This is a genomic window from Dyadobacter sp. AC419 (genome assembly GCF_979253085.1).
Genome location: NZ_CEEDCD010000017.1, coordinates 165431 through 187292, shown reverse-complemented (window position 1 = coordinate 187292; position 21862 = coordinate 165431). Strand labels below are relative to the sequence as shown.

Annotated in this window: 14 protein-coding genes and 1 pseudogene; 11 read left to right on the top strand and 4 right to left on the bottom strand. The window is 46.0% G+C overall.

Annotation, left to right across the window (positions count from 1 at the left end):
• Positions 1 to 48 precede the first annotated feature (48 nt).
• On the top strand, positions 49 to 729 hold the full coding sequence (locus AC0IYG_RS11085; protein WP_471711141.1) for a type 1 glutamine amidotransferase domain-containing protein: 681 nt from the start codon (positions 49 to 51) through the stop codon (positions 727 to 729).
• Here the strand turns inward: AC0IYG_RS11085 and rfbC are convergent, their stop codons facing one another.
• Positions 730 to 1278, bottom strand: a complete 549-nt coding sequence (gene rfbC / locus AC0IYG_RS11080) for a dTDP-4-dehydrorhamnose 3,5-epimerase (protein WP_471711140.1) — start codon at positions 1276 to 1278, stop codon at positions 730 to 732.
• Positions 1279 to 1380: 102 nt separating this feature from the next.
• Here rfbC and pyrF point away from each other — a divergent pair, with 102 nt between their 5' ends.
• The 5 genes and pseudogenes from pyrF to AC0IYG_RS11055 all read left to right on the top strand — a co-directional run bounded on the left by pyrF (position 1381) and on the right by AC0IYG_RS11055 (position 8584).
• A complete protein-coding gene (gene pyrF, locus AC0IYG_RS11075; protein ID WP_471711139.1) occupies positions 1381 to 2208 on the top strand; it encodes an orotidine-5'-phosphate decarboxylase in 828 nt (275 codons plus the stop codon).
• A 39-nt stretch (positions 2209 to 2247) separates the two neighbouring features.
• A pseudogene (gene lysA, locus AC0IYG_RS11070) lies at positions 2248 to 3481 on the top strand (diaminopimelate decarboxylase).
• A 185-nt stretch (positions 3482 to 3666) separates the two neighbouring features.
• Positions 3667 to 6270 carry an ATP-dependent chaperone ClpB gene (gene clpB / locus AC0IYG_RS11065; RefSeq protein WP_471711138.1) on the top strand — a complete coding sequence of 868 codons (2604 nt, stop codon included), beginning with the start codon at positions 3667 to 3669 and terminating at the stop codon, positions 6268 to 6270.
• A 213-nt stretch (positions 6271 to 6483) separates the two neighbouring features.
• Entirely contained in the window at positions 6484 to 7035 is a 552-nt protein-coding gene (locus tag AC0IYG_RS11060) for a type 1 glutamine amidotransferase domain-containing protein (RefSeq protein WP_471711137.1), read from the top strand.
• 58 nt (positions 7036 to 7093) lie between these two features.
• On the top strand, positions 7094 to 8584 hold the full coding sequence (locus AC0IYG_RS11055; RefSeq protein ID WP_471711136.1) for an ATP-binding cassette domain-containing protein: 1491 nt from the start codon (positions 7094 to 7096) through the stop codon (positions 8582 to 8584).
• Positions 8585 to 8597: 13 nt separating this feature from the next.
• On the opposite strand, the gene porQ is transcribed toward AC0IYG_RS11055, so the two are convergent.
• Positions 8598 to 9671: a type IX secretion system protein PorQ gene (gene porQ, locus AC0IYG_RS11050; protein ID WP_471711135.1), complete on the bottom strand. Its 1074-nt coding sequence runs from the start codon at positions 9669 to 9671 to the stop codon at positions 8598 to 8600.
• Positions 9672 to 9757: 86 nt separating this feature from the next.
• Here porQ and AC0IYG_RS11045 point away from each other — a divergent pair, with 86 nt between their 5' ends.
• From AC0IYG_RS11045 to AC0IYG_RS11025, 5 genes are all read left to right on the top strand, one after another.
• A complete protein-coding gene (locus tag AC0IYG_RS11045) occupies positions 9758 to 11317 on the top strand; it encodes an acyl-CoA carboxylase subunit beta (RefSeq protein WP_471711134.1) in 1560 nt (519 codons plus the stop codon).
• A 152-nt stretch (positions 11318 to 11469) separates the two neighbouring features.
• Positions 11470 to 12744, top strand: coding sequence for a Gfo/Idh/MocA family oxidoreductase (locus AC0IYG_RS11040; protein ID WP_471711133.1), 1275 nt, complete (start codon positions 11470 to 11472; stop codon positions 12742 to 12744).
• Between the two features lie 49 nt (positions 12745 to 12793).
• Complete coding sequence (locus tag AC0IYG_RS11035; protein WP_471711132.1) at positions 12794 to 16228, top strand: 3-keto-alpha-glucoside-1,2-lyase-like domain-containing protein; 3435 nt, start codon at positions 12794 to 12796, stop codon at positions 16226 to 16228.
• A gap of 150 nt (positions 16229 to 16378) precedes the next feature.
• The gene (locus AC0IYG_RS11030) at positions 16379 to 17209 is read left to right on the top strand and encodes an SMP-30/gluconolactonase/LRE family protein (RefSeq protein ID WP_471711131.1); all 831 of its coding nucleotides are present in this window, start codon (positions 16379 to 16381) and stop codon (positions 17207 to 17209) included.
• A gap of 42 nt (positions 17210 to 17251) precedes the next feature.
• Complete coding sequence (locus tag AC0IYG_RS11025; protein ID WP_471711130.1) at positions 17252 to 17881, top strand: RNA recognition motif domain-containing protein; 630 nt, start codon at positions 17252 to 17254, stop codon at positions 17879 to 17881.
• A 71-nt stretch (positions 17882 to 17952) separates the two neighbouring features.
• Here AC0IYG_RS11025 and AC0IYG_RS11020 read toward each other — a convergent pair whose 3' ends face one another.
• Positions 17953 to 19158: an MFS transporter gene (locus AC0IYG_RS11020; RefSeq protein WP_471711129.1), complete on the bottom strand. Its 1206-nt coding sequence runs from the start codon at positions 19156 to 19158 to the stop codon at positions 17953 to 17955.
• Positions 19159 to 19203: 45 nt separating this feature from the next.
• Complete coding sequence (mutS, locus tag AC0IYG_RS11015; protein ID WP_471711128.1) at positions 19204 to 21855, bottom strand: DNA mismatch repair protein MutS; 2652 nt, start codon at positions 21853 to 21855, stop codon at positions 19204 to 19206.
• Positions 21856 to 21862 lie beyond the last annotated feature (7 nt).

The window sequence follows — 21862 nt, the reverse complement described above, 5'->3', positions numbered from 1 at the left end:
CTACTGCGATTTTATATTATCTTTCTGCCAGTAACTTCGGTAGATTGTATGAAAGTCCTGATCGTTTGCACCAACCACGAAACATTTCCGACCAAATCAGGTAAGACTGGTTTATGGCTAAGCGAACTGACTTATTTCTACGATGTCATGAGCAAACGCAAAGTGTTGATGGACATTGTAAGTCCGTTGGGAGGAAAAATTCCGCTGGATGAACGCAGCGTCGATCTCAAAGATGAATGCAATGCAAAATATTGGGAGGACGCAACTTTCCGTTCCAAGCTGGAAAATTCACTCGCGCCTGCCGATGTGCATTCAACTGACTATCGCCTGATTTACTTCACTGGCGGACACGGCGCAATGTGGGACTTCCCCGAAAACACTGCATTACAACAAATCACAAAAGAGATTTACGAGCGGAATGGAATGGTCTCAGCCGTTTGCCACGGTGTCTGCGGCCTGCTAAATGTGAAGCTTTCAGACGGTTCCTGGCTTATTCAGGACAAATATGTTACCGGGTTTTCGAATGTGGAGGAAACACTCATGAGCTTTGTCAGTGAAGTGCCTTATCATTTGGAAGACAAGCTGAAAGAACGCGGCGCGCATTACACCAAATCAATGATTCCTTTTATGGAATTCATTGAAATGGATGAAAGGCTTATTACCGGGCAAAATCCAAACTCCGCTAAAAAAGTTGCTTCTAAGGCGCTGGAAGAGCTTTTTGAGAAATAATTAACTGTTTTTCAGGTCGCCGAAAAGTGATCTGAAAGTGGGCAGAATAATGTCTTTTTCTGAAACGATCGGATTTTCAACGCCCCAGTTGATTGCCAGATCCTCGTCATTCCACAAAATGCCTGATTCGGATTCTTTGTTATAAATGTTCGTGCATTTGTAAGAAAAGATTGAGTCTTCGAGCGCTACGAATCCATGTGCAAAACCCTCCGGAATGTAAGCGATATTATTTGTTTCGCTGCTCAATTCAAATATTTCGTGCTTTCCAAATGTTGGTGATTCAGGGCGAATGTCAACGGCCACGTCCAGCACTTTACCGGAAATAACCCTAACCAGCTTTCCTTGCGCAAAAGGAGCTTTTTGAAAGTGCAGGCCTCTTACAACGCCTTTTTTTGAAAAAGACTGATTGTCCTGCACAAAATTGGTTGGCAAGCCTAAGCTTTTGAAAATCTGCTCATTATAAGATTCAAAAAACATTCCACGCTCATCGTTAAAAACACGTGGGGTAAGTTCAACTAAACCGGCAATGGACGTTTCTCGAATTTGCATGGAAATAATGTTTCTATTGGTTATATGGGATGTCTTAATATTCAGACAAATTTATGAATCTATTGATAGAGGTTGTAATTTCGGCGCATTATTTCCGAATTCATGACTTACGAAGCGCTCTTTGAACAAATTTCCCAGAAAAAATCCTACTTGTGTGTAGGACTGGATACAGATATCAGGAAAATCCCTGCCCATTTGCAAAGCCATCCGGATCCGGTTTTTGAATTCAATAAACAGATTATTGATGCCACCGCGGATTTTTGTGTTTCCTACAAACCCAACACTGCCTTTTACGAAGCGTCCGGGGCAAAAGGATGGGAAAGTTTGCAAAAAACACTTGAATACATTCCCAAAACGCACTTTTCCATTGCAGATGCAAAAAGAGGCGACATCGGAAACACGTCCGGCCTTTACGCAAGGACGTTTTTTGACCCGTCGGCTTCCGGCCTCGACTTCGATGCTGTAACTGTCGCGCCTTATATGGGAAGCGATTCGGTAATTCCGTTTCTTGAATTTGAAAACAAATGGGTTATACTGCTTGCATTAACCTCAAACCCAGGAAGCACTGATTTTCAACGGATTGATTCACTGGGAACGGAGCTTTACGAACATGTGCTGCATATATCGCAATCCTGGGCGGGAGCGGATCGCATGATGTATGTAATTGGCGCAACGCAGGCGCTGGAATTGCAAAAAATTCGTGAAATCGTTCCGGATCACTTTTTGTTAGTGCCCGGCGTTGGTGCGCAGGGCGGCAATCTGGAAGAAGTTTCCAAGTTTGGGATGAATGCGCATTGCGGACTTTTGATCAATGCATCGCGCAGCATTATCTACGCCAGCAGTGACACAGATTTCGCCGCAAAAGCAAAAAAAGAAGCGCAGACGCTGCAACAGGAAATGGAAACATATCTTGACAAATACTGCAAATAACACCCTACATTGATTTATTGACAATCCATTTCATTGCCCATGCAACTTTCGGAGCAAAATACATATCACATCCAAGGAATCGATCCACATCAGTTAATTGAACAATTCGGCAGCCCGCTTTACGTCTATGACGGAGCCACGATCAAGCGGAAAGTTGCAGAGTTGCAGCACGCTTTTGCTGGAATTAATATGAAAATCAAATACGCCTGTAAAGCCAACACAAACTTGTCGATTCTGCGCTTAATGCGTGAAATTGGCGTGGAACTGGATGTTGTGTCGCCGGGCGAATTGGAAATGGGCAAGCTGGCTGGTTATGCGGCAAACCAGATCACTTTCACGCCAAGCGGTGTGCCTTTTGAGGAAGTAAAAACCGCTGTCGATGCTGGCGCGATTGTGAATGTGGACAGCATTCCGTTGCTTGAATGGTTTGGCCAGACTTATGGAAATACAAAACCTTGTTTGATCCGCATTAAGCCCAATGTTGCGGCCGGCGGAAACATCAAAATAATGACTGCGCATGCCGATTCGAAGTTTGGCATTTCGGTTTTGCTTTTGGATCAAATCCTGGAAGTCGTTAAAAAATATAATATCAAGATCGTTGGCCTGCATCAGCATACAGGTTCTGACATTAAAGATGCAGAACCGTTTTTACAGGTTGCCGACATACTTTTTGAAACAGCAAAACACTTTCCCGACCTCGAAATCATCGACTTAGGCGGCGGATTCAAAGTTTCCTATCTTCCAGGCGATGCCATTACGGATATGGATTTGCTGGGACGGAAAATCTCAGAACGTTTTACAAAATTCTGTGGTGAATATGGCCGCGAGTTGCAGCTTTGGTTTGAACCCGGTAAATTTCTGGTGAGTGAATCCGGCTATTTACTCGTGAGACACCACAGTTGTTAAGGAAGATCCCGCGCGGAACTTCGTCCACGTAAATTCCGGGCTGAACCATTTGATTCGCCCGATGATGTACGGATCATATCATCACATTCTGAATCTGACCAATCCTGGCGGCGAGCCAAAAGTTTATAATGTAGTGGGTTACATTTGCGAAACGGACACATTTGCAACAGACCGCACATTGCCCGAGGTGAGGCCTGGTGATACACTCGCCTTCCTGAATGCAGGCGCATATGGCTTCACGATGAGTTCCAATTACAACGCACGCATTCGCCCAGCCGAAGTTCTAGTTGACAACGGAATCCCGAAACTGATCAGACGGCGCGAGACACTCGACGATTTGTTAAAAACCCAGATCGAAATTCAATAGTTAATGCAAAGGGAAGCCAACAACAGCTTCCCTTTTTCATGCAGTTTTCGCTGTTTCCGCTTTCAATTCAAGACATTTTGTCTCGATAAATTAGAATTCTCAACTTTTGATGCCAAAATTTCCGGTTTCCCAGACCGGCATGTAATTTTTTATAAGCATGATAGTGTTAACAAATTATCATCGCCATGAACTTTAACCAATATACAATCAAGGCGCAGGAGATTATCCAGCATGCTGCGCAAATGGTTCAGGGAAATCAGCAACAGGCCATTGAAACGGGCCACGTGCTCAAATCCATTCTGGAAGAAGACCCTAACACATCCCTGTTTTTACTTAACAAACTGAACATCAGTCCTGATGTGCTGAATGCACGTCTGGAAAAAATATTAGACGGTTATCCGCGTGTCAGCGGAGGCCAGCCCTATCTGGGCAATGATATGGCTGCGGCAAGTGCCAAAGCACAGCATTATCTGAAAGAATTCGGCGACGAATTTATCAGCATTGAACTACTAATTCTCGGCATCCTGGGCGGAAAAGATTCCACAGCGAGCATGATGAAAGAGGTAGGATTTAAAGAGAAAGAATTGATTAATGCGATCAAAGAACTTAGAGGAAAAAATAACCCCGTGAAAGATCAAAATGCAGAAGCTAAATATCGTTCGCTGGAACGTTATAGCAAGAATTTAAATGAATTAGCCAAAGCCGGAAAAATAGATCCGGTGATCGGCCGTGATGAGGAGATCAGGCGGGTTTTACAGATTTTGAGCCGCAGGACAAAAAACAACCCGATCCTTTTAGGTGAGCCGGGTGTTGGTAAAACCGCTATTGTTGAAGGACTTGCGCAACGGATTGTGCAAGGCGACGTGCCCGAAAACCTAAAATCGAAGATCATTGTGTCTCTCGATATGGGACTTTTGATTGCCGGTGCGAAATACAAAGGTGAATTTGAGGAAAGGCTTAAAGCAGTCATCAAAGAAGTGACCGATTCCGAAGGAGAAATCGTCCTTTTCATTGACGAGATCCATACATTGATCGGCGCAGGCGGTGGCGGTGAAAGCGCAATGGACGCTGCAAACCTGCTGAAACCAGCACTTGCCCGCGGTGAACTCCATGCGATCGGTGCGACGACTTTGAAGGAATATCAGAAATATATGGAAAAGGATAAGGCGCTCGAACGCCGGTTCCAGTCTGTAATGGTCGATGAGCCAGATATTCCGGATGCGGTCAGCATTTTGCGTGGTATCAAGGAAAAATATGAGCTTCACCACGGTGTCCGGATTCAGGATGATGCCGTGATTGCTGCCGTGGAATTGTCCAACCGCTACATTAGCGACCGGTTCCTTCCCGATAAGGCCATTGACTTAATGGATGAAGCAGCGTCTAAACTCAGACTCGAAATGGACAGTGTTCCCGAAGAGCTGGACGAGTTGAACCGCCGCATTATGCAGCTTGAAATTGAACGCGAAGCGATTCGTCGTGAGAATAACAAGGATAAAGAAACAGTCCTTAACAAGGAAATTGCAGACCTTAGCCAGGAGAGAAATGTGCTCAAAGCGCAATGGGAAAATGAAAAAGGCAAGGTGAACGAAGTGCGGACTTTGAAAGAACAAAGCGAGCAACTGAGACTCGAAGCGGAACAGGCAGAACGCGCCGGGGATTTTGGAAAAGTAGCCGAAATCCGTTACGGACGCATTCCTGAGGTGCAAAGCAAACTTGCGAAACTTCAAAAATCGCAGGATTCGCAAAGCCTGATGCAAGAAGAAATTACGCCGGAAGACATTGCCGAGGTCGTAGCAAAATGGACGGGCATTCCGGTTAGCAAAATGCTGCAAAGCGATCGTGAGAAATTGCTGCAACTGGAAAGTCACCTGCATAACCGCGTTGCCGGACAAGATGAAGCGATTGAACTGGTTGCAGATGCGGTGCGCCGGAGTCGCGCAGGTTTGCAGGATGCAAAACGCCCTATCGGCAGTTTCCTATTCCTTGGACCAACCGGTGTCGGAAAAACTGAGCTTGCAAAAACGCTTGCCGAATATCTGTTCAACGACGAAAATGCGATTGTGCGGATCGATATGAGTGAATATCAGGAGCGGCATTCAGTAAGCAGGCTTGTGGGTGCGCCTCCGGGATATGTGGGTTATGATGAAGGTGGCCAGTTGACCGAGGCGGTTCGACGCAAACCATATAGTGTGATTTTGTTGGATGAGATTGAAAAAGGTCATCCGGATGTCTGGAACATTCTGCTTCAAGTGCTCGATGAAGGCCGTTTGACGGATAACAAAGGCCGTGTTGCCAATTTCAAAAACACGATCATTATCATGACATCCAACATTGGAAGCCACATTATCCAGGAAAAATTCGCAGAAGACGAAGGCTGGAACCATACATTGGTTGTGGAAGAAGCAAAACAGGCTGTCCTTGATCTGCTGAAAGCTTCGGTAAGACCTGAGTTTTTGAACCGAATCGATGAGATCGTGCTGTTTGAGCCGCTTACTATGAAGAATATCCGGAAAATTGTAGACATTCAATTCAAAGGAATTCAGAAAATGTTGCTCGAACAAGGCATTACGCTCGATGCGACCGACGAAGCGCTTACAAAACTCGGTGAAGACGGATTTGATCAGGCATTTGGAGCAAGACCATTGAAACGGGTGATGCAGCGACGCATTCTTAATGAGCTTTCAAAAGGCATATTGAGCGGCCAGGTTGCCAAGGATTCAGTGATCATGATGGAGCTTAATTCACATGGTGACCTCATCTTCGAAAATGTTGGCGGAGTGGAAATCTAATATCCAGAAATCTTTATATTCAAATGAGCGGCAGCAATGTCGCTCGTTTTGTTTTTATACAAATCACACTTTTAAAAACGCATTTCCACACCTGTGGCTTCGGTGCAACGATTGTATTTAAAATCAAACGGGAATTAACGGATAGGAAATTGGCATAATTTTTGTACAATTTATTATCTAAATAATCTAACCCTTTAATTCGAGACCAATCCCGTGGAACATTCATTAAATTCATGCAAAGTTGCAATTCTGGTTGCAGATGGATTTGAGCAGGTTGAAATGACCTGTCCCAGAAAAGTCCTAAATCAGAAAGGTGCCACAACGCACCTCATTTCTCCGAACAAAAGCATTGTCAGAGGCTGGAATCATCTTGATTGGGGCGAAAGACACAATGTGGATGTGCCGCTCGCACTGGCGCGCGCTGATTATTACGATGCATTATTATTACCCGGCGGTGTTATGGGAATGGATGCATTGCGGATGGATAGTCGTGCAATCGAGTTCGTAAAGTCTTTCTTTTCATCTGGAAAACCGGTAGCCGCAATCTGCCATGGGCCGCAAATTCTGATCGACGCCGATGTGGTGCTGGGACGAATTGTAACCTCTTATGCTTCCATCAAGCACGATCTTGAAAATGCCGGCGCGCGCTGGATCGATCAGGAAGTTGTAACAGATAACGGCTTGATAACGAGCAGGACAACCGACGATTTATCAGCCTTTACCAATGCAATGGTGAAGGAATTCAATATGGAATTGCATCAGTAAGGTCTTCATAAAATCATTGTTATCTTTGCCGATTCAATGATTTTGTGCTTTTATGACAATGATTTCTCTTCTGGGCGTCTCGGCCCGCAAATACAATACAACTGTTTTATCCGACATAAATTGGGATATTGAAAAAGGCAAACATTGGGCTGTAATTGGGCCCAACGGATCTGGAAAAACCATTTTGCTTGACATCATCTCTGGGAAATGGCCCGTTTCAAAAGGAAAGGTCAGCTTCAATTTGCAAACCCCGCTCAGGCAGGCAATTGAGCTTGTTTCAAATGATTACTCATTCAATCGCATTGTTAGCGCTGGCGCTGAATATTATCAGCAACGGTTTCACGCCTACGAATCCGAGCGCGCTCCGACGGTCCGCGCTATTTTAACCGATCAGCTCAAACCTGTTGGGACTGTGAATGATGCTTCCGTGGAATTGGCCCCAACGCACGTAAGCGAAGCAGAGTTGCAGAGCGTTTCAGAATTACTGTCCGTCACGCACTTGCTCGACCATCCGTTTGTAACATTATCCAATGGGGAAACGAGGCGGATGCTTTTGGCAAAATCATTATTAAAAAATCCCGAAATTCTGATTCTCGATAATGCATTCAGTGGTCTGGACGTGCATTCGAGAGAAGTTTTACGGAATGCGCTAAACGCGTTAGCAGCATCCGGCGTCACGATCATTATGGCTACAACAGCTTCTGAAATTCCCGGCTGCATCACGCACGTGCTAGAATTGGAAGCTGGACAAGTGACTAACATTCAAGACATTAATGCTTATAAAAAGCAAGGCCACAGCGAATCGCATCACCTAAAACCTGATGCGCAAGAACTGGCAAAATTTGGGCAGCCTGCGCATAGCGATTTTGAAAATGCAATTGATCTGAGAAATATAAAGGTGCGTTATCTCGAAGAACAGATCCTGGATGGCGTGAACTGGAAAGTTGCAAAAGGTGAAAAATGGGCGCTTTCCGGGCCGAATGGATCTGGAAAATCAACATTGCTCAGCATTATTACAGCTGATAACCCGCAGCGCTTTGCCAACGATTTTGACCTGTTTGATAAGAAACGTGGCGGCATAGGCGCTTCGATTTGGGACATAAAGCAGAAAATCGGCCATGTTTCACCCGAGCTGCATTTGTATTTTCCGCGCGAAACAAGCGTGTTTAAAACCATTGCCTCAGGCTTTTTCGATGCCACTGGTGTTTTTTTCAAAAAACTCACAGACTCGCAGATCGAGCGGGTCCACGAAGTTGCGCGGCTGCTTCACGTGCACGAATTGATTGAAAAGAAGTTTTCAGAACTTTCAAAAGGCAAGCAGCGCATGGTTTTGCTGGCAAGGGCATTGGTTAAAAATCCGCCATTGCTGATTCTGGACGAGCCTTGCCAGGGCTTGGATGCGGACGCAATCGAATATTTCAAAGCAGTGGTCGACGCAATCTGCGACACGCCAGAAAGAACGCTCATTTACGTTTCACATTATCCCAACGAAATTCCGAGTTGCGTTACGAAAACCTTGCGACTGGATCATGGAAAAGTGGTTTTATAAGCGTCAAACCTGCTTAACGAGCCGGATTAACAGCTTCTTTCACAAATCCATTTTTCAAATTCATCACAATTGACAAGGAGCTGCTGCCAAAACCGGGGACATATTGTGCCCGGCCATAACCCACCTCAAACCGCTTGATCCGCAACCATGCGCCGAAGGAAAACCCTGCTAACGCGCCTTTGTTAGCAAGTCGCAGTTCTTGTCTGCGCAAGTGATCGTAACCCAGCATAACCCTGAAATTGGGATGGATCAGCGCCTCAGCGCCGAGGGAAAGATGGCGACCTAGCTTCTCAGCCAATCCGACATTTTTTGGGATCTTCACGCCGCTGTTGTCATATGTAAAAAAGAGGTTCGGATCATTGTAAACCATGTCAAACCGGTTCAAATGATGCGCCGTAACCGAAACCCGAATTGGCATATATTGCGGCTTGAATGTTAAGCCTGCGCGGACATCCAGCGGCAAAGTCGGGTTACTGAGGCTCGAATAATTCTGTTTCAAAAATCCCAGGTTCTTGACCACAAAACCAACCGTCAAATCCTGACGCGGATGCTTGAAAACGCCACCCCAGTCAAACGATAAGCCATTTACATTATAAGATTGAACAGAAGACCCGACAAATTTTATGGTCCCGCCAACGGTAAATGCGCCGATTGTATGCCCATAGCCAGCAGCAATTCCATAATCCGCCGCCCTGAATTCCCCTATCACGTTCCCAATGTCGTCCGTTTCAACCAGTGTTCCGTAATTCAGATATTGCAATCCCACAGCCCAAGCGCCAGCAGATTTGCCAGCCCGCCGTGCATAAGCTGCATTTACAAACCGCGTATCGGCCAGGTAAGGCATTAAATTAACCGAAACATTATTGGCTTTGGAAGAATCCAGCAAGGCAGGATTTTGAAGAAAGAGAGCAGGATCGTTGCCCGAGACAGTCAGATGATTAGCCCCGATAGCGGTGCTTTTGGCCTGGGCAGGCAGTTGCAGAAAATCAAGTTTACTTCGTCCGCCGGTCGGCTGCGCTTTCACAATTCCTGCCAGAATGAATGTCAATCCCGCAAAAATGAACGCGCACAATCCGATCTGCCTCATAAGTTGCAATAATTTCCCGAATCAGTAAAATGACACTATATTTATAATCTCTACAAGAACAAATGTAACCATATCGTCCGTATTACATGGGATCAGTATCTTCCTCGACTTCAAAAAAAGAACTTTTAGACAGTAAAAATGCTGAGGCCGATTTGGGTGGAGGTGAAAAAAGGATTGACGCGCAGCACGCCAAAGGCAAATTAACCGCCCGCGAGCGCATTATGGTGCTGATCGATAAGGGCACATTTGAAGAAATCGGGAAGTTTGTCATGCACCGGAGCAAAGATTTCGGGCTGGACAAAGAACATTATCTGGGCGACGGCGTCGTGACCGGATATGGCAAAGTCAATGGCCGGCTGGTTTACATTTTCGCCCAGGATTTTACCATTTTCGGTGGCTCACTTTCTGAAACACACGCTGAAAAAATTTGCAAAATCATGGATCTGGCCATGAAAAACGGTGCTCCGCTGATCGGATTGAATGATTCAGGCGGCGCGCGGATTCAGGAAGGCGTGCTTTCGCTGGCTGGTTATGCAGATATTTTTTACAAAAACACATTGGCATCCGGCGTTATTCCGCAAATCTCGGCCGTAATGGGGCCTTGCGCAGGCGGTGCCGTATATTCTCCTGCGATTACGGATTTCATTTCAATGGTCGAAAACACGAGTTACATGTTTGTCACCGGCCCTAATGTTGTCAAAACCGTTACACATGAAACCGTTACGGCGGAGGAATTAGGCGGTGCAATGACGCATGCGACCAAGTCGGGCATAACCCATTTTGTTTCTCCCAATGAAGTTGAATGTCTGCTTGGCATCAAAAAACTGCTGAGCTACATTCCGCAGAACTGTGAAGAAAACGCTCCCCGGCTTCCTTACACCGCCACAAACGAGGCACGCCCAGCGCTTAATGGCATCATTCCCGACAATGCAAACCAGCCTTACGACATGCGGGAAGTCATTGCGGAAATTGCTGACAGCGAGAGTTTCTACGAAGTCCATCAGAATTTTGCAGAGAACATTGTCGTCGGTTTTGCAAGATTAGCGGGCCGCAGCATTGGCATTGTCGCCAATCAGCCAGCCGTTTTGGCGGGTGTCCTCGACATTCATTCCAGCCAGAAAGCAGCACGTTTTGTCAGATTCTGTGATAGTTTTAACGTTCCTCTGCTGGTGTTGGAAGACGTTCCTGGCTTTTTGCCGGGAACCGATCAGGAATGGAATGCCATCATTACCAACGGCGCGAAATTGCTGTACGCATTTTGCGAAGCCACCGTTCCCCGCATTACGGTCATCACGCGCAAGGCTTACGGTGGCGCTTATGACGTGATGAATTCCAAACACATTGGTGCAGATCTGAACTTTGCATGGCCCACGGCTGAAATTGCGGTCATGGGTGCAAGTGGTGCGGCTGAGATCATTTTCAAACGTGAAATTGCGCAGGCAGAAAATCCAGCTGAAAAGTTGAAGGAGAAAATTGACGATTACACTGAGAAATTTGCCAACCCATATCTGGCTGCAAACCGAGGTTATATTGACGAAGTGATTTATCCCGAACAAACGCGGGAAAAGCTCATCCGCGCATTTGAAATGCTGGAAAATAAAGTCGACGTCCGGCCGAGAAAAAAACACGGAAACATCCCGCTTTAAGCACATTATAGGAATGTAAGGAGAAACACTATTTCATTCCAAAGTAAATACTGCCTAATGTTCCGCATTGGAAACGCAGCTTTGCTACATTTCGATTATTGTCATAAATTCACCAACCACTTAATAATTTAATTCCTAAACATCCTTAACAAATGAAAGAAAAGACGGGCTCTTCTGCGTCCAGACGGACCTTTATCAAAGGTTCACTTGCGACGCTGGCCACTTTTTCAATTGTCCCGCGCCACGTTTTAGGCAAAGGCTTTATTGCTCCCAGCGACCAGCTTACCAAAGCCATTGTCGGCACCGGCTCCATGGGTCGCGGCCACATTCCCTACGCCGGGACCAAAGTCGTTGCACTTTGTGATGTTGATAAAAAACACCTTGACATTGCCGTTAGCATGGTCGACAAAGGCGTTAAAACCTTTTCCGATTATCGTGAAGTGATCCAGCTTCCCGAAGTGGACATTGTGCACGTGGCAACGCCGCCGCATTGGCACGGAATCATTGCAGCGGATGCTGCAAGGGCTGGTAAGGATGTGTGGTGTGAAAAACCAATGACCCGCACAATTGGTGAAGGAAAACGACTTGTGGAAGCTGTGCAGCAGCATGGAAGGGTTTTTCGATTAAATACATGGTTCCGTTTTCAGGACAATTTTTACGGCATGCGGACGCCCGTAAAGCCGATTAAAAAGCTTGTTCAAAGCGGCTTGCTGGGCTGGCCTTTGAAAGTTACGGTTAGCAAGCACACGGGTTTTGACTGGAAATTTTATTGGGTTGGCAACACAAACAATGCGCCTATGCCCGTTCCGGCAGAACTTGACTACGAAATGTGGCTCGGTCCTGCGCCTTACAAGCCTTACAGCGAGCATCGTGTGCACCAGACATTCCGTGGTTATTGGGATTATGACGGCGGCGGATTGGGCGATATGGGTCAGCATTACATTGATCCGATCCAATATTTTTTGGGCAAAGACGATACAAGTCCGGTTAGCGTGGAAGTGGATGCACCGCAACAGCACACAGAAGCCGTGGGAACTTGGCGCAGAATCACTTACACTTATGCGGATGGCTGCCAGATCGTGCTCGATGGCGAAGCAAAAGACGAAAAAGTGGCTTATATAGAAGGCCCGAAGGGCAAGCTTTATCCCAATTTCCAGTCAGACATTCCTGACTTGGAGAAAAAGTTGGCTGCATTCCCGGATCCAGAACCGCAGGTTACAGACTTTGTGGATGCAGTTAAAAACCGCAAGAAATTCGCGCTTAACGAAGAAAACGGCCACCGTTCGTGCACAATCGTGAACATGGGACTTGCCGCGCTCCGACTGGGACGCTCTTTAAAGTTCGATCCCGAAAAGCAGGAATTTATTGACGATGAAGGTGCAAACCGACTGATTAACCAACCCATGCGTGGGCCTTGGACCATTTAATTGGGCTTATTTAAAATTTGCATTCATTCATTTCCATCCCTAAGCATTAATGAAAAGAAACTTATATAACATTCTCGCTCTCTGCATGTTGATCTCGCAGGCATGGGCGCAAAGCGATGACGCGCTCACGACAAAGGTGAAAGCATTGCTGGCCAAACTTCCTTCTCAGAACGAAGCCGCATTGAAGAAAAACATGGAAGAACTGGGTCAGCTGGGAAAACCAGGACTCGTTCAGATCGCGTCCATGCTTACGCCTTTGGGCAAAGGCGACAACACGAAAGTGCAGTATGCCATTGGCGGATTTACCTATTATGCATCTCAGGCCGGAAAAGAAGATTTCCGCAAAACAGCCGCCGAGGCATATGGTGAAGCATTATCCAAAGTAAGCGATCCGGACAGCAAAAATTTCCTGATTTACCAACTGCAAACGGTCGGAAAAGACGAGTCCGTTGAGGTTTTAAAAACTTATCTAAAAGACGAAAGACTTTCCGGTCCCGCATCCAGAACATTAGCCAGAATCGGCTCTCCTGCCGCTGGTGCTGCATTGTTGCAGGCATTGGAAGGAGCACCAGAAAGTACGCAGATTGCGCTCATCGAAGCATTAGGCGGCAGCCGTTACAAAGAATCGGCTTCTGCCATTGAAAAGTTTGCAGTGAATGCAGATTTGAACTTGCGTAAAGTGAGTTTATATGCACTTTCTGAAATTGGCGCGGCTTCTTCTGAGCCGATCTTGCTTGCGGCTGCACAAAAAGCAAACTTTGATTACGACGAATCCGATGCAACGGCAGTTTATCTTAAATACATTGCCCGGCTGGCTGAAAACGGCAATGCTGCCGCATCTGAAAAAGCTGCATTAGCGCTGCTCAAAACCACGCCTGACGTTAAGCAAGGCCCCACGCGCTCGGCTGCGTTGAAGATTTATTCAGACATTAAAAAACGCGAATCTGTTCCCGTGCTCGTAAGCGCCTTGCAAAGCACAGACCCGGAATATCGCGCCGCAGCATTGAAGCTTGGACAAAGATATCTGATGGCAGACGGCACAACGCCTTGGCTGAATGCAATGAAAAAGGCCAAACCCGAAGTGCAGGCTGAGATTATCACCATGCTCGGACATGCAAAATCAACTGATGCATTGCCTGCCATCCAAAAATCGCTGACTTCAAAAGACTCGAAAGTGAAAATGGCGGCCATTTGGGCAGCTGGAAAAATCGGGCAAGAGGCAAGTTTGCCTGCATTGATCAATGTTTTGAAAACCGGAAATGCGGAGGAAGTTGCCGTAGTTAAGAGCAGCTTGCTAACCATTAAGGGTGAAGGAGTTGTCAATCAGCTTGCCACGGCATTGCCCGCGCTTCCTGCTTCCGCTCAGGCTGCGGCCATCGATGTAATTGCCTCGCGGGAAGCCAGCTCGAAGTTTAGTAATGTGTTTGCTTTGCTGAAAAGCCCGAATGCGGAAGTGTCCAAATCAGCTTATAATGCTTTAAAATCACTGACTACGAACGGTGATTTGCCTCAAATGTACATTTTACTGAACACAGTAAGCAATGCTGAGCAAATGGCGGCTGTCCAAAAAGCCGTTGCTGCTGGTGTGAAAGGTTCGGGTGATGCAAAAGCACAAACAGCGCTGATTATGAAAGAAATGCAAGCTGCGCCTGCGGATAAGCAATCGAATTATCTGGGTGTGCTCGCAAGCATTGGCGGACAACAAGCATTGAATGCCGTGGTTATCGCTTATAATAATGGTGATGCCAGCGCGAAGAAAGCGGCTGTTGCAGCATTATCGGCCTGGACAGATGCAAGCGCAGCGAATGAACTGCTGAACATTGCGGAAAAGACCACTGACAATGCGGATTTCGAAGCAGCATTAACCGGATATGTTTCCGCTGCAACCAAATCGACCAAAACGCCAACCGTCAAAGTTATTATGCTTCGTGAGGCAATGGCCTTGGCTAAAACGGATGCACAAAAGGAAATGATCCTGAAAGAACTGCCGCGTTTCCGAACATTCAATGCATTGCTTTTTGCAGGAAAATATCTTGACAATCCTGCAACACAACAGACGGCTGCGCAAGCTGTTATGACGATCGCATTGGCTAATAAAGGTTTTTACAGTGCAGAAATCCGTGATATGCTTACAAAAGCAAGCGGTGCGCTGACTGGAAAAGATGCAGAATATCAGCGTGAATCAATCAAAAGACATTTGTCCGAACTTCCCAAAGGTGAAGGATTTGTGGCTTTGTTTAATGGCAAAGATCTTTCTGGCTGGAAAGGCTTGGTTGAAAATCCGATTGCTCGCGGCAAAATGAGCGCAGACAGCCTTGCTATCAAGCAAAAAAAGGCGGATGAAGCTGCGAACAAAGACTGGTTCGCAAAAGACGGTGAACTGGTGTTCTCGGGACACGGCGACAACCTTTGCACAGTAAAGCAATATGGTGATTTTGAAATGTTTGTGGATTGGAAAATCCAGAAAGACGGTGATGCAGGCGTCTATTTGCGTGGAACGCCTCAGGTTCAGATCTGGGATACATCGCGTGTGAGTGTCGGCGCGCAGGTGGGTTCGGGCGGACTTTATAATAACAAAGTCAATGAAAGCAAACCTTCCAAAGTGGCTGACAATGCGATTGGCGACTGGAACACATTCCACATCACGATGATCGGTGACCGGGTTTCGGTGGAGTTGAATGGGGAAAATGTGGTTGACAATGTCATTCTGGAAAACTATTGGGACCGCAACCTGCCGATTTTTGCCAAAGAGCAGATTGAACTGCAAGCACATGGCAACCAGATTAACTATCGCGACGTGTATGTGCGTGAAATTGAACGCCCTGAACCATTTAAACTAAGCGATACGGAGCAAAAGGAAGGTTTTAAAGTTCTTTTCGACGGAACAAATATGTTTGAATGGGTAGGAAACCGCACCGATTATTTTATAGAAAATGGTGCATTGGTTGTTGATCCGAAAAAAGGCGGCAAAGGCAACTTGTACACGAAGGACGAGTTCAGCGATTTCGATTTCCGTTTCGAATTCCAATTGACACCTGGCGCCAACAACGGATTGGGAATCCGGACGCCGATGGAAGGTGACGCGGCTTATGTGGGCACTGAAATCCAGATCCTAGACAATGACGCCGACATTTACAAAGACTTGCATGAATATCAATATCATGGCTCGGCATACGGCATTATTCCAGCAAAAAAAGGATTTTTGAAACCAATGGGTGAATGGAATTATGAAGAAGTGCGCGTGCAGGGCTCGAAGATCAAAGTAACCCTGAATGGCACAGTAATTCTGGACGGCGACCTGGCAGAAGCGAGTAAAAACGGAACTGTCGATCATAAGGAACATCCCGGACTGAAACGCACCAGCGGTCATTTAGGGTTTCTGGGCCATGGATCAGAACTCAAATTCAGAAATATCCGGATAGCCGATCTGACCAAAAATGTAGAACCGCCCGTTGCTTCAACGAAAAAGAAGAAAAAGAAATGATTTGAAAAAAATTTAAAAATGCCCATAACCAACTGGTTTGGGCATTTTTATTTAGCTTTGAGTAGAGATCGAAAAAATTAAAGGATCTCAAAAGTATATCAACCTCAATCGACCTTTCATAGATTAAACATATCTACAGAACGAAGTCTTATGAAAATCAGTCACATTTTTCTATCTGCTGCGCTTTTGTTGGGAGCAGTGTCCGTAAAAGCCCAGCATTCCCTCACTCAGATCTGGTCCACCGATGCATCGCTTCCGATCCCGGAATCCGTTTTTTACAGTGCTCCTGGCAAGGTTTTATACGTGGCGCTGATTGACGGAAAACCAGGTGAAAAAGATGGAAAAGGCGGGATTGCAAAAGTTGGTTTGGATGGAAAAATTATTGCAAAAGACTGGATCACAGGCCTTCACGCTCCGAAAGGAATGGGCATTAAAGGCAACACCTTATATGTTACAGATGTGACGGACGTTGTTGAGATTGACATTAAATCAGGAAAAGTGATTAAAAAACACGCCGTTGAAGGTGCTGTATTTTTAAATGACCTGACGATTGATGCGAAAGGAAACATTTACGTTTCGGATTCAAGCACAAAGAAAGTGCATTTGATCAAGGACGGTAAAATCTCAACCTATTTTGAAGACCTGACCGGACCGAATGGTGTTTTGGCAGTTGGATCAGATTTGTTGATCGCTGATTCGGGAACATTGAAAAAACTAAGTGCTACCAAAGAAGTGAGTGTTGTGGCTGAGGGAATGGAGAAAAGCACCGACGGGATCGAGCAAGTTGTGCCCGGAGAATACATTGTTTCCTGCTGGGCTGGTGTAGTTTATTACGTAAAGTCAGACGGAACTACTCAAAAATTACTTGATACAAGTGCTGATAAGGTGAATTCAGCCGACATTGGTTACGACAGTGTGAAAAAAATCGTCTATGTGCCGACTTTTGGCAAGAACAGTGTTGTAGCTTATCAGTTAAAATAAATATATTTATAACCTAAAAATCAATTAAAACCAGGCGTTTCCATGGACATTTTTGTTGGGAGTCTTTCTTTTAAGTTAAAGGAAAGCGAACTGCGTGAAGCTTTCGAAAAATTTGGAACAGTGAGCTCCGCGAAAATTATCATTGACAAGATTACACGTCAGAGCAAGGGTTTCGGATTTGTTGAAATGCCTGATGAAGATGAAGCAAGGTTGGCCATTAGCAATTTGAACGGAGCAGAAATGTACGGACGTCCGCTGGTAGTAAACGAATCGCAGAAAAAAGAAGCAAGAAGTGATGCGGGCGCGCCAAGAGGAGATGTTAGAAGAGAAGGTGGATTTAACAGACCTGCTCGTCCTGAAACAGGCAGCAGCAGCGATAGACCAAGCAGTGTAGGCGGTGGAAGCACCTCGGGCGGTGGCGGATACAGTGGCGGCGGCGGATATTCCGGAGGTGGCGACAGAGGTTCATCAGGCGGTGGAAGCAACGATAGATATAGAAGCAGCGATCGCAGCAGTTACAGCGGCGGCGGATATGGAGATAAAGGCGGATTTGGAGGTAAAAAACCAGATGACCGATTCGGCAAAGGAGGAGGCGACTACAAAAAAGGCGGAGGTGGTTCAAAAAATTACACCCGCAACATTGGAACTGACGACGATGACGACGATTATTGAGATATAGTTAAAGCATAAAAAAACCTGTAAGATCGACTTACAGGTTTTTTTATGTGCTGATAAATCAGAACTTATGCCTCAACAACGGCTGCATTAGCTCTCACTTTGTTATCCTTAAAGAACAATACAAACAACACCAGCACAACCGCCGCGATTCCCGCTGGCACCATCCAGATGCTTGTCCAGTCCTTCACACCATTTACAGTGTACATGTCCGCAACCAGACCAGCCAGCCATGATCCGATGCCCATTCCAATCCCATAAGTTGCGATAGAAATAAGCCCTTGCGCAGACGAGCGGTATTTTTCGCCCGCTTTGCTGTCTGTATAAATCTGACCGGTTACGAAGAAGAAATCGTAACAAACACCATGCAGAATGATCGCAAGATAAAGCAGCCATTCGCTGTTCACATCGCCATAACCGAAACCGATAAAGCGGATAATCCAGGCAATAAGACCTACAACGAGCATCCATTTAACACCCAAACGGCTGAATGCAAGCGGAATTAAAAGCATGAAAATAACTTCGGAAGCCTGACCCAGTGACATTTTATTTTCAACATTGGTCATTCCCGAGTCGGTAAGAGACGGATTGGCCATCGCGTAATAGAATGATAAAGGAATACAGATCAGCAGCGAAGAAATGAAGAAAATTGCGAATGAGCGGTCTTTGAAAAGGGTAAATGCATCGAGTCCTAGAATGTCGGAGAATGACGTTTTTGTGCTTGGCTTTGGCGGAGTGTCCGGCAAAAAGAATGAATAAACACCCAGGAATGCGGAAGCGACCATTGAAATTTTGAAGATCATCACATCATCCCCGAAGCCATAATAACCGATAATGTTGGAAACGACAATCCAGGAAACCGTCCCCATTACGCGTATAGCAGGAAAATCTTTCTCAGAATTGGTCACCTGCTGCATGGCAATGGACGTCGTAAGCGACATCATTGGGGCAAATGAAATACAGTAAGCCAGAATGATCCAGAAGAAATTGTCAGGATCGTCAACGCCGATGAGCACGAAAAGGATCGCTGCACCAGCGAGGCTCAAAACGCCAAGCACTTTTTGAGCGGCAAAATAACGGTCGGCGATCATTCCGACGAAAAAAGGAGCGATGATCTGCGCAATAGAAAAAGCAGCATAAGCATTCCCTACCTGCGCGCCGGTTGCCCCGAGCGCGGTGAACAGATATTTACTCATTTGACCGTACCACGAGCCCCATATGAAATAGAGCAGGAACATCATGGCCATCAACTGAAAACGCGTTGTGTTTTTCATAAAAAGGGATAGGAGATTGATAGGTAAATTATAAAGTGTATTGGGTTAGTTCTGAACGATTTTCTTGAATTCATTTAGTTTCAAAAGCGCCTCAATTGGCGAAAGCGTGTTAACATCCACAAGCGATAGCTTTTCTTTCAATTCTTCCAGGCGCGGATCGGCCGGCTCGAAAATGCTGAGCTGGAAGTTGTTCTTGGGAATTTCCTTAACCCGCTTTTTATGCTCATGCGTGACGTGATCTTTTTCCAAATGGTGCATGATTTCACTCGCTCTTAACACAATAGGCTGCGGCATTCCTGCGATCTGCGCCACGTGAATACCAAAACTGTGTGCACTTCCGCCTGGTTTGAGCTTACGCAAAAAGATCACTTTGTTATCGACTTCCTTTACGGCAACATTGAAGTTTTTGATGCGGGGAAAGTCGTCTGTAAGCTGATTTAATTCGTGGTAATGTGTTGCAAATAACGTTTTCGGACGACAATCTGCCTGGTTATGCAGATATTCCGCAATGGCCCAGGCAATAGAAACGCCATCGTAAGTGCTCGTCCCCCGCCCGATCTCGTCCATCAACACAAGGCTGCGGTCGCTCAGGTTATTCAGAATGCTCGCCGTTTCAGTCATTTCGACCATGAATGTACTTTCTCCACGGCTCAAATTGTCGCTCGCTCCTACCCTGGTGAAAATCTTGTCGACCAATCCAATGTTCGCAGACTTTGCGGGCACGTAACATCCCATTTGCGCCATTAACACGATCAATGCAGTCTGTCTTAGCAACGCAGATTTACCGGCCATGTTAGGTCCGGTGATAATGATAATCTGCTGTGCCATATCATCAAGGAATAGGTCATTTGGAACATAACTTTCTCCTAACGGCAACTGTTGCTCGATTACCGGATGGCGCCCGTCCTTAATGTCGAGCTCGTTTCCTTCGGTAATAACGGGTTTTGCATAATTATTTTTGCGCGCAACGGTCGCAAAGGAGCTTAATGCATCCAATGTGGAGATCACAAATGCATTTTGCTGAACTGTGCTCACATATTCAGCGGCGGTCAGCATCAGCTCATTAAAAATCCGGTATTCGATAGAAGATATTTTGTCCTCCGCATTCAGGATTTTCTCTTCATATTCCTTCAATTCAGGCGTAATGTAACGTTCCGCATTGACAAGCGTCTGCTTCCTGATCCAATCCGCAGGCACTTTATTCTGATGCGCGTGCGTCACTTCCAGATAATAACCAAAAACCTTATTATAAGCGATTTTCAACGAACCGATTCCAGTCCGTTCAATTTCACGATTTTGCAGTTTGAGCAGATAATCTTTTCCTTCGTAAGAAATCGCATGCAGCTCATCCAGCTCCGGATCGACGCCGCTTTTAACAATGCGCCCCTGATTTGTCAGAATCGGCGCGTCATCCCGAATTTCATTTTCAATCCTTTCGACCAAAAATGTGCAGGGGTTCAGCTGATCCGCATATTTCTTTAATATCTCAATGGCAGGATTAACCGCCTTTTTCTTGTCAGACTTACTTTCTTTTTCCTGAATTATCGCAGAAATAAGCTCCTTAACCGGGCCAATTTGCTTCAAAGATTTTTTAAGCTGCACGAGTTCGCGCGGATTGATGCGCTTGACAGCAACTTTGGAAATAAGCCTTTCCAGGTCGCCTATTTGTTTCAAATGCTGAATAACCGCGTCATGCAGATCTTCGTTATCCAGAAAATGCTCGACTGTGTTCAGCCGGTCTTCGATGAGTAATTTTTCTTTAAGCGGCAAAACGATCCATTTCCGAAGCAGCCGCGCACCCATCGGCGTCACAGTCTGGTCCAGGATCTGAATCAAAGGCACGCCGCCTTCTTGCTGTGGATAAACGAGTTCAAGGTTACGAACCGTAAAGCGATCGAGCCACACGTATCTTTCTTCCTCCAAACGCGTAATGCGTCCGATATGGCCCACTTCTTTGTGCTCGGTTTCCCGCAGATAATGCAGAATAACGCCAGCCGCAATGATGCCCATGGGCAAGGCTTCTATTCCAAAACCCTTTAATGTAGCAGTTTGAAAATGCGTGATCAGTTGCTCGTAGCCATACTCATAGCCAAAGCACCAGTCTTCCAGTTGAAATGTGTGGTATTTTCCACCAAAAAGCTGGTTGAATTCCTGCTTATGCCTTTTGCAAAACAGCACTTCGGCAGGCATGAAGCCTTGGAGCATCTTGTCAATGTACGCCGCATTGCCCTGCGCCGTCATAAACTCACCGGTAGAAATGTCGAGAAATGCTAACCCGTATAAATTATCAGAACCAATGTGGACAGCAGCCAGGTAATTGTTTTTCCTGATATCCAGCACATTATCATTCAGCGAAACGCCCGGAGTGACGAGTTCGGTTACGCCTCTTTTTACAATTCCCTTGGCAGCGGCTGGATCTTCGAGCTGGTCGCAAATGGCAACGCGCTCGCCGGCACGGACCAGTTTGGGCAGATAATTATCAAGGGAATGATGCGGAAAACCTGCAAGTTCTTCATGCGAACCACCATTATTGCGGCGCGTAAGCACGATTCCGAGGATCTTCGAGGCCCGGATCGCGTCTTCTCCAAAAGTTTCGTAAAAATCTCCAACACGAAATAGCAAGAGTGCACCCGGGTACTTTGCCTTGATCTGATTGTATTGTTTATTAAGCGGAGTTTCTTTTTGTGCCTTTGCCAATTATCAG

Coding starts and splice junctions, on each gene's coding strand:
- AC0IYG_RS11085 (WP_471711141.1), top strand. CDS start 49: ATGAAAGTCCTGATCGTTTGCACCAACCACGAAACATTTCCGACCAAA.
- rfbC (WP_471711140.1), bottom strand. CDS start 1,278: ATGCAAATTCGAGAAACGTCCATTGCCGGTTTAGTTGAACTTACCCCA.
- pyrF (WP_471711139.1), top strand. CDS start 1,381: ATGACTTACGAAGCGCTCTTTGAACAAATTTCCCAGAAAAAATCCTAC.
- clpB (WP_471711138.1), top strand. CDS start 3,667: ATGAACTTTAACCAATATACAATCAAGGCGCAGGAGATTATCCAGCAT.
- AC0IYG_RS11055 (WP_471711136.1), top strand. CDS start 7,094: ATGATTTCTCTTCTGGGCGTCTCGGCCCGCAAATACAATACAACTGTT.
- porQ (WP_471711135.1), bottom strand. CDS start 9,671: ATGAGGCAGATCGGATTGTGCGCGTTCATTTTTGCGGGATTGACATTC.
- AC0IYG_RS11045 (WP_471711134.1), top strand. CDS start 9,758: ATGGGATCAGTATCTTCCTCGACTTCAAAAAAAGAACTTTTAGACAGT.
- AC0IYG_RS11040 (WP_471711133.1), top strand. CDS start 11,470: ATGAAAGAAAAGACGGGCTCTTCTGCGTCCAGACGGACCTTTATCAAA.
- AC0IYG_RS11035 (WP_471711132.1), top strand. CDS start 12,794: ATGAAAAGAAACTTATATAACATTCTCGCTCTCTGCATGTTGATCTCG.
- AC0IYG_RS11030 (WP_471711131.1), top strand. CDS start 16,379: ATGAAAATCAGTCACATTTTTCTATCTGCTGCGCTTTTGTTGGGAGCA.
- AC0IYG_RS11025 (WP_471711130.1), top strand. CDS start 17,252: ATGGACATTTTTGTTGGGAGTCTTTCTTTTAAGTTAAAGGAAAGCGAA.
- AC0IYG_RS11020 (WP_471711129.1), bottom strand. CDS start 19,158: ATGAAAAACACAACGCGTTTTCAGTTGATGGCCATGATGTTCCTGCTC.